The sequence below is a fragment of the Psychrobacter sp. Choline-02u-9 genome (assembly GCF_002836505.1).
GTDB lineage: Bacteria > Pseudomonadota > Gammaproteobacteria > Pseudomonadales > Moraxellaceae > Psychrobacter.
Window position 1 is genome coordinate 1 of the sequence record NZ_PJBF01000005.1, and the last position, 7990, is coordinate 7990.

Annotated in this window: 6 protein-coding genes; 5 read left to right on the top strand and 1 reads right to left on the bottom strand. The window is 42.2% G+C overall.

Annotated features, from left to right (window positions below; all coding sequences use genetic code 11):
- Positions 1-279 precede the first annotated feature (279 nt).
- From CXF69_RS00335 to CXF69_RS00355, 5 genes are all read left to right on the top strand, one after another.
- The gene (locus CXF69_RS00335; protein ID WP_227514115.1) at positions 280-693 is read left to right on the top strand and encodes a cation efflux protein, CzcI-like; all 414 of its coding nucleotides are present in this window, start codon (positions 280-282) and stop codon (positions 691-693) included.
- Between the two features lie 48 nt (positions 694-741).
- Positions 742-2067 (top strand): TolC family protein, encoded by a 1326-nt coding sequence (locus CXF69_RS00340; protein ID WP_102078871.1) that lies wholly within the window; start codon positions 742-744, stop codon positions 2065-2067.
- A gap of 1 nt (position 2068) precedes the next feature.
- A complete protein-coding gene (locus CXF69_RS00345; protein ID WP_101204391.1) occupies positions 2069-3298 on the top strand; it encodes an efflux RND transporter periplasmic adaptor subunit in 1230 nt (409 codons plus the stop codon).
- Complete coding sequence (locus CXF69_RS00350; RefSeq protein ID WP_101204392.1) at positions 3288-6428, top strand: efflux RND transporter permease subunit; 3141 nt, start codon at positions 3288-3290, stop codon at positions 6426-6428. The genes CXF69_RS00345 and CXF69_RS00350 overlap by 11 nt, the downstream gene beginning before the upstream one ends.
- 86 nt (positions 6429-6514) lie before the next feature.
- Positions 6515-7414, top strand: a complete 900-nt coding sequence (locus CXF69_RS00355) for a cation diffusion facilitator family transporter (protein ID WP_102078870.1) — start codon at positions 6515-6517, stop codon at positions 7412-7414.
- Between the two features lie 27 nt (positions 7415-7441).
- Here the strand turns inward: CXF69_RS00355 and CXF69_RS00360 are convergent.
- Positions 7442-7990: IS6-like element IS1008 family transposase (locus tag CXF69_RS00360; RefSeq protein WP_102083146.1), on the bottom strand; the 549-nt coding region annotated here is incomplete at its 5' end.

A 7990-nucleotide genomic window follows, 5' to 3' on the forward strand; every position in this document is an offset into this window, starting at 1 on the left:
TCATGGAAAATTGCCTTTTGAGTTTGAAGCAATGTACAATGATAAGATTAACCCGTTAGGTCAGGTGGCCTAACTTAAATAAAAAGTCTCCGACAAACCCGGTACGGTTCACTATCTATTGTTATTCTTACCTGAAATTGATGTGAGCTTATAGAGACAAGGTAAATTTGCAAAAGTGCCGGCTATTCAGTGTTCATTGAATGTTTAATTTAATTTATTAAGCTTGACCTTGGAGTGGCTCTAAGCCTTATACTTGGTACAAATTTTTCGGTTGTTATGATGATGCGTTCTACTACATGGATTACAGTCTTGGTTGGATTGTTCATGTTCCAAAGCTTTTGGAATGTGGCGGCGGCCTTTTGTGTCCATGAACAACAGCCTCAATCACAGCAGAGTTATCATTTTGGTCATCACCAAAATACCTTGTGTGCCAGCGATAGTCGTCAACACGATCATAATGGACAGTCAGAAAACATAAAAACATTCAGTAGCGATTTAGAAATCGGTGAAGATCATCAAGATCATCTACCATCGATGATGCATTTGATTGTACAAAATGAAAAAGTAGATGTGTTTCATCCAAGCTCTGAAGTTAAAGTGAATCCACAATTTCATTGGAAAAACAGCTATCAGGCTCCTGACCTGTTTCAACAAAGCCCACCTCCCGAATTTTCCCCGCTCATGGTGGGGTAGCCTAAAACATTCCCACCACTTTTATTATTTAAATAAGTGGGAAAAATCATGTCTTCACAATCAATTATACTCTTGCGTCATAGCTTGGTTGCTTGTATATGTGCAGCGGCTATGCAATATAGCTATGCTGAAAACGTTACCAGCTTTGAATCCGCTTTAGCAAAAGTACAAAGTTACCAGACTCAAGACAAGCCGTGGCAACAAGTTCAGCAAATATCTGAATTGAATATTCAGCAAAGTCGGTTATGGCAGAATCCAAGTATAAGTTTAGAACAGTCTGGCTTTGGCTCAGGTCAAGAACAGGAATTCAATGTTGGCGTTAGTCAACCTCTAGATCTATTTGGTCAGCGTAAGCTGAACCGGGTGATTGCCAATACCTCGAATCAACAAATCCAATTGCAACAGCAATTATGGAAGGCACAAAGCCAACTGATTGTTAAATTTGCATGGTCGCAATTTGCACTTGCTGAGGTTGAGCAGTCTGCTTATTCAGTACAGTTAAAAACAAGTAAAGTCAATCTGGACAGTGCCCAGAAACGCTATCAGGCAGGCAGTATTGCCCTGGTTGATTTTGAGCGTGCCCAAATTGAAGCGCTAGAAATCCAACGACTTTATCAGCAAGCGATGCTGAATAAACAAGCTGCCGGTCGTCAGCTGTCTAATTTGTGGGGGGGAGAAACATCTTCACATCTTCAATTGAATAAAACCGCTATCCCTTGGCCAGAGCAAAGTCTCCAAACTGTGCAACGGTATATTGCTGAAGGGTGGCTAGAAAAATTCTATGCCTTGAACATTCAGCAATCGGATCATCAAATTGAAAATTTAAGAATTCAGGCACGTCCCAATCCGACTTTAAATGTAGGCATGAAACGTAGCAAAACCCCTAATGAAAGCAACGATACGACTTTAGCAATCGGCGTGGCTATTCCACTGAATATTTTCAATCGCCAGCAATATGCGATCCCGATGGTCCAGCAACAGCAAATATTGCTGAACCAACAGCAGCAGCGTGAGCTGAAGCAACAAATACTCGATATTGCCAACAGCAGGCATCAGCTCAAAGGTTTACGTAGCCAGTTCGATGCCACAACAGCACAAGTTACTTTGGCGACCAAAGTTCAGAGCCGTACTTTACTAGGGTTTCAGGCAGGGAAACTGTCCATTACCGACGTTCAGCAAGCAACCACCCAACTGCAGAATCTTCGATTGGGTCAATTACAAACTCTACGTCAAGCTTGGCAAACTGCCCTAGCAGCTGAGGCACTCAGTATTGGCACAAGTTATGAAGAAATTAGCCGTTCGGATGCCTATACACAACTGAATAAAAAGGCAGTCGAAGCATCGCAAAATTTAATCAATGGGGGAGCACGATAAAATGAACGCCAAGCAAAACGGAAAAATATCCCAGTCTCTCATGATTGTAGTTTTGATTCTGATTACGGTCTTGGTCAGTCTGGCTATTTGGTTAAGTTCAAAAAAAACTGAATCTGAGGGGCCTGGTTATGATGAGGGAAATGCCGAATATTCTGATGAAGATAGTTCTGAAGAAGGACATGCTGAAGAAGGCGAAATACAACTGACCAGCCAACAAATGGTTGAACAAGGTTTAAAAGTTGCTGTTGCATCCACAGGATTGGTTGAAAAGCTGACAACCCTGCCAGGTAAATTGGTGGTGAATACCGATCAACAAGCGCATATATCGCCTAATTTTAGTGGTTATGTCGAGCAGATCAATGTGGCTTTAGGACAGAGCGTGCAAAAAGGACAAACGCTGGCTGTACTAACCGTGCCTGAACTGATCGACCAACAGGCAAATCTGCGTATGGCACAGGTGAATCTGGATTTGGCCCGTAAAGATTACCAGCGCGAACAGCAACTCTGGTCACAGGGGGTTTCTGCCAAACAGGATTACCAGCGTGCCGAAAATGCCTACCGTCAAGCGCAGATTACTGTCCAGTCCTCACAAGCACGTTTAAATGCATTAGGTGCAAGTGGCAATAACAATGGGCGTTTTCTGATTAAAGCACCGATCTCTGGGGTGATCAGTCAAAAAGATATTGTGGTCGGTGAAAATGTGCAACTGGCTAATCAGCTCTTTGTCATTGAACAGCTGAAAGATTTATGGCTTGAGTTTAATTTGCCGAATCAATTCTCAGGTCAACTGCAAGCCGGGCAAAAAATTGACTTTAAAGTGAATGATTCAGATCAAAGCTATAAAGCTACTGTACAAAGCTTAACCTCTCAGGCAGATGTACAAACAGGGCGTCTGGTGGTGCGCGCAAAACTCGATGCGCAAGCTACTGAGTTGCGTTCTAATGTGTTAGTGAGAGTGTTGATTCCGGAAGCTACAGCAAAATCAGCCCTTCGGATTCAAAAGTCTGCGCTGCAAAGTATTGAAGGTGAAGACAGTATTTTCATCGTAGATTCAGAACAAAAAGGTCAAGTCCACTTAAAAGCACAGAAAGTGCAATTGGGGCAGGCTTCAAGTGATGGACAATGGCTTGAAGTGATTTCTGGGCTGACTGAAGGGCAGAAGTATATCGCTCAAGGCAGTTTCTTGTTGAAATCTGAATTAGAAAAAGACGAGGCAGGCCATGGACATTAATTCTGATCTACCAAAACCAGAAGGTTTATTCGAACGAATCATTCAGTTTTCCATACAAAATGCGATTTGGGTGTTGCTCTTTGCCTGTACCTGGATTGCGGTCGGGGTGTATAGCTATCAGAAACTCCCGATTGATGCTGTACCCGATATTACCAATACCCAAGTCCAGATTAATACTCAAGCCAAGGGTTTTACTGCGCTTGAAGTCGAACAGCTGATTACCTATCCCATTGAAAATGCCATGGCTGGCATTCCGGATCTGGAGCTTACCCGTTCCATATCCCGTTATGGACTCTCTCAAGTCACCATTATCTTTAAAGATGGGACTGATATTTATTGGGCCCGTCAGCAGATTAACCAACGGACACAGGAGGCGCAATCTGAGTTGCCTGCACAAATCGCACCGACGATGTCCCCCGTTTCTACGGGTCTCGGTGAGATTTATCAATGGGTACTGAAGGCAGATCCGAATGCGAAAAAGCCGGATGGAACTGCATACACGCCGATGGATTTGCGTGAGATTCAGGACTGGATTGTGCGTCCTCAACTGCAACGTGTTAAGGGAGTTGCAGAGGTCAACAGTATTGGTGGTTTTGAAAAAACCTATGTGGTCTCTCCCGATTTAAACCGGATGCAGCAACTGAATATCTCATTAGAACAACTGCAACAGGCTTTAGCGCAAAATAATGAGAACCGAGGTGCAGGTTATATTGAAGACAATGGTCAGCAACTGACGGTACGTGTACCGGGTGCATTCAATGGGCTTTCTGATATTGAGAACACCATGCTGGGTAGCCCAAATGGCAGCCCAATTCGGGTTGGTGATATTGCGCAAGTCTCTATTGGGCATGATTTAAGAACCGGTGGGGCAACCTATAACGGCAAAGAAACCGTTTTAGGGGTTGTCATGATGGCGATGGGTGGAAATAGCCAGACTGTTTCTAAAGCTGTGGATGCCAAGCTTCAAGATATTCAGAATAGTTTGCCTAAAGGGGTAGTGATTGAAACGGTGTACGACCGTACTATCTTGGTTGAGAAGGCGATTAAAACCGTTCAGAAAAACTTGGTAGAGGGAGCAATCCTGGTCATCATCATTCTGTTCCTGTTTTTAGGGAATATCCGTGCTGCCTTGATTACTGCCTGTGTCATTCCACTCTCTATGCTGTTTACCTTAACCGGGATGGCACAGCAAAATATCAGTGCCAATCTGATGAGTTTAGGTGCACTCGATTTCGGCATCATTGTCGATGGTGCTGTGGTGATTGTCGAAAACTGTATCCGGCGTTTAGCCCATACACAGCAACTGTTAAAACGACCTCTCACACAAAGTGAACGCTTTAAGGAAGTTTTTCTGGCTGCCCGCCAAGCACGTCGTCCTCTTATTTTTGGTCAGCTTATTATTTTGGTGGTGTATTTGCCGATTTTTGCTTTAAGTGGTGTGGAAGCAAAAATGTTCCATCCGATGGCATTGGCAGTGGTACTCGCCCTTGTTGCAGCCATTATTTTATCGATCACCTTTGTGCCTGCTGCTGTGGCATTGTGGGTCAAAGGCGATATTCAAGAAAAAGAAAGTCGTTGGATGTTATGGCTAAAAGCTAAATATCAGCAAACTCTTGATATTTCGTATCAATACAAAGCAGTTGTGCTGACTTTTGCACTGTGTTTATTAGTGATTACGGGATTTATCAGTACCAAACTCGGCAGTGAATTTGCACCACAGCTCAGTGAAGGAGACTTTGCGATACAACAGTTACGTTCACCAAGTACAGGCTTAGAAGAGTCTTTACGTATTCAGGAGAATACTGAAAAACTTCTTTTAAAGAGTTTCCCTGAAATTAAGGCAGTATTTGCCAGAACGGGTACAGCCGAGGTTGCAACAGATGTCATGCCACCCAATATTTCAGATGGCTATATCATGTTAAAGCCTCGTTCAGAATGGCCAAATCCTAAAGAAAGTTTAGATGAATTACGTGGCCGTATGGTGACGTATTTAGCCACGATTCCAGGCAATAATAGTGAATTTTCACAACCGATTGAACTCCGATTTAATGAATTGATCTCAGGTGTGCGTAGTGATGTTGGTGTGAAAATCTTCGGTGATGATATGAATGTCCTCAATACTGAGGCGACTAAAATCTCCAAAATCATTCAGCAAATATCGGGTAGCAGTGCCGTGAAAGTTGAGCAGACCTCAGGTTTGCCATTACTGAATGTCGAGGTAAATAAAACTTTGGCTGCACAATATGGTTTGAGTGTGCGTTCAATTCAAGACCTTGTGGCAACCAGTATTGGTGGACAAAGCGTGGGAGAGATTTTAGAAGGCGATCGTCGTTTTGATTTTGTTATCCGTCTTGGAGAGCAAGACCGTAGTGTCGCATCTGTTTCCCAGTTACCTATTCAGCTTCCAAATGGTGGCAGTATTTTATTGTCGGATGTCGCGCAAGTCTCGACCATTGAAGGAATCAACCAAGTCAGTCGAGAAAATGGTAAACGCCGAGTTGTGGTTACAACGAATGTTGAAGGGCGTGATTTAGGGTCTTTTGTTTCTGATGTACAGACACAGCTCAAAGCATACACTTTGCCAAGTGGTTATTGGATAGAATATGGCGGTCAGTTTGAAAATTTGGCTTCAGCCAAAGCACGGATGCAAATCGTGATTCCACTGGCTTTAATCACTATCTTTATTTTACTGATGGCGGTCTTTCACAATGTCAAAGAAAGTCTATTGGTCTTTACCGGGATACCCTTTGCCTTGACCGGTGGTGTGCTGTTCCTTTGGCTAAGGGATATTCCATTATCGATGTCAGCTGGAATTGGCTTTATTGCCTTATCTGGTGTTGCAGTCCTCAATGGACTGGTAATGCTGACCTTTATTAAGGAATTAAGGGACAAATATCCAGTGCATAAAGCCGTGTGGCAAGGGGCTATTTTGCGCTTAAGACCAGTGTTGATGACAGCTTGTGTGGCTTCACTGGGTTTTGTACCAATGGCGCTGGCAACCGGAACAGGGGCTGAGGTTCAACGGCCACTGGCAACCGTAGTGATTGGCGGGATTATCTCTTCAACATTACTAACTTTGGTGCTGTTACCCGTGCTTTATCGTTGGATAAATGAAAAAAAAGTTTCTTAATCCAATAGATTAGTCGATTTACAGCAGAGATATTGGCTGTTATCCAATATCTCTGCTCATCATAAATAGAATAAGGAAAATATTTTATGTCAGAACATCATGATCATAGCCATGCGGTTGTTACTGAAGAAAATAGTAAGAAGTTAATGGTTGCCTTAGGTTTAACGACTACTTTTTTAATAGTAGAAGTTGTCGCTGCTTTTATTACCCAAAGTTTGGCTTTGTTATCTGATGCAGCTCATATGTTTACTGATGCAGCCGCTTTAGCTATTGCTCTTGCCGCTATCAAAATTGGTAAAAAAGCCGCAGATGATAAAAGAACTTTTGGCTATCAGCGATTTGAAATTTTAGCGGCTCTGTTTAATGCGGTGATGCTTTTTGTGGTAGCAATATATATTGTATATGAAGCTTATCAACGTTTTACGAATCCTGCTGAAATTCAAAGTGTTGGAATGATGATTGTCGCGGTTGGTGGTTTGGTCATAAATTTGATTTCAATGAAAATCCTTTCTGCTAGTGCTGAAGGAAGTCTAAATATAAAAGGTGCATATTTAGAAGTTCTTAGTGATGCTCTAGGATCGATAGGCGTGATTATCGGAGGAATAGTTATTTATTTTACCCAGTGGATGTGGGTTGATACCGTAATCGCTGTGTTAATTGGCTTCTGGGTCTTACCTCGAACTTGGATTTTATTAAAACAAAGTATTAATATTCTGCTTGAAGGAGTTCCTGATGAGATTGATATTGAGTCGTTAAGAAATGATTTATTGAAGCTAGAGGGCGTTGAAGGGATTCATCAGTTGAAAGTCTGGGCTATATCCTCAAGAAATATTCATTTAACTGCTCATTTGGTTGCTCCGAATAGCAATACAGATCAACTCTATCAAAAGGCCTTAGAAGTTCTAAAACATAATCATAATATTACTGAAATTACGTTACAAATAGAAAATACGAAATGTAAGGCACTGTTGCAAATAGAGATTTGAGTCGATGATGTTCCCTTTAAAAAGTACTTAGAGACCGAAAACCCTGTTGATTAGACACACTTCACCCTGAGGCTGACCATAATAAAATGACGATGCTTGTCCTTTACGTAGTGCACGCATGACTTCAATACCTTTAATTGTGGCATAAGCCGTCTTCATAGATTTGAATCCTAATGTGGCCCTGATGATCCGCTTTAACTTACCATGATCACATTCAATGACATTATTTTTATACTTAATCTGCCTGTGCTCAATATCTACTGGACATTTTCCTTCTCGCTTTAATCGTGATAAAGCATGGCCATAGGTCGCTGCTTTATCTGTATTGATGACCCGTGGAATTTGCCATTTTTTCACCGTATTGAAGATCTTTCCTAGAAAACTATAGGCTGATTTACTGTTCCGTCTAGCGGAAAGGTAAAAGTCAATCGTATGACCCCGTTGATCAACTGCACGATACAGGTAAGTCCATCGCCCCTTCACTTTGATATAAGTCTCATCCATATGCCATGAATGTAAATCTGTAGGATTACGCCAATACCAGCGTAAACGTTTTTCTATTTCAGGAGCATAACG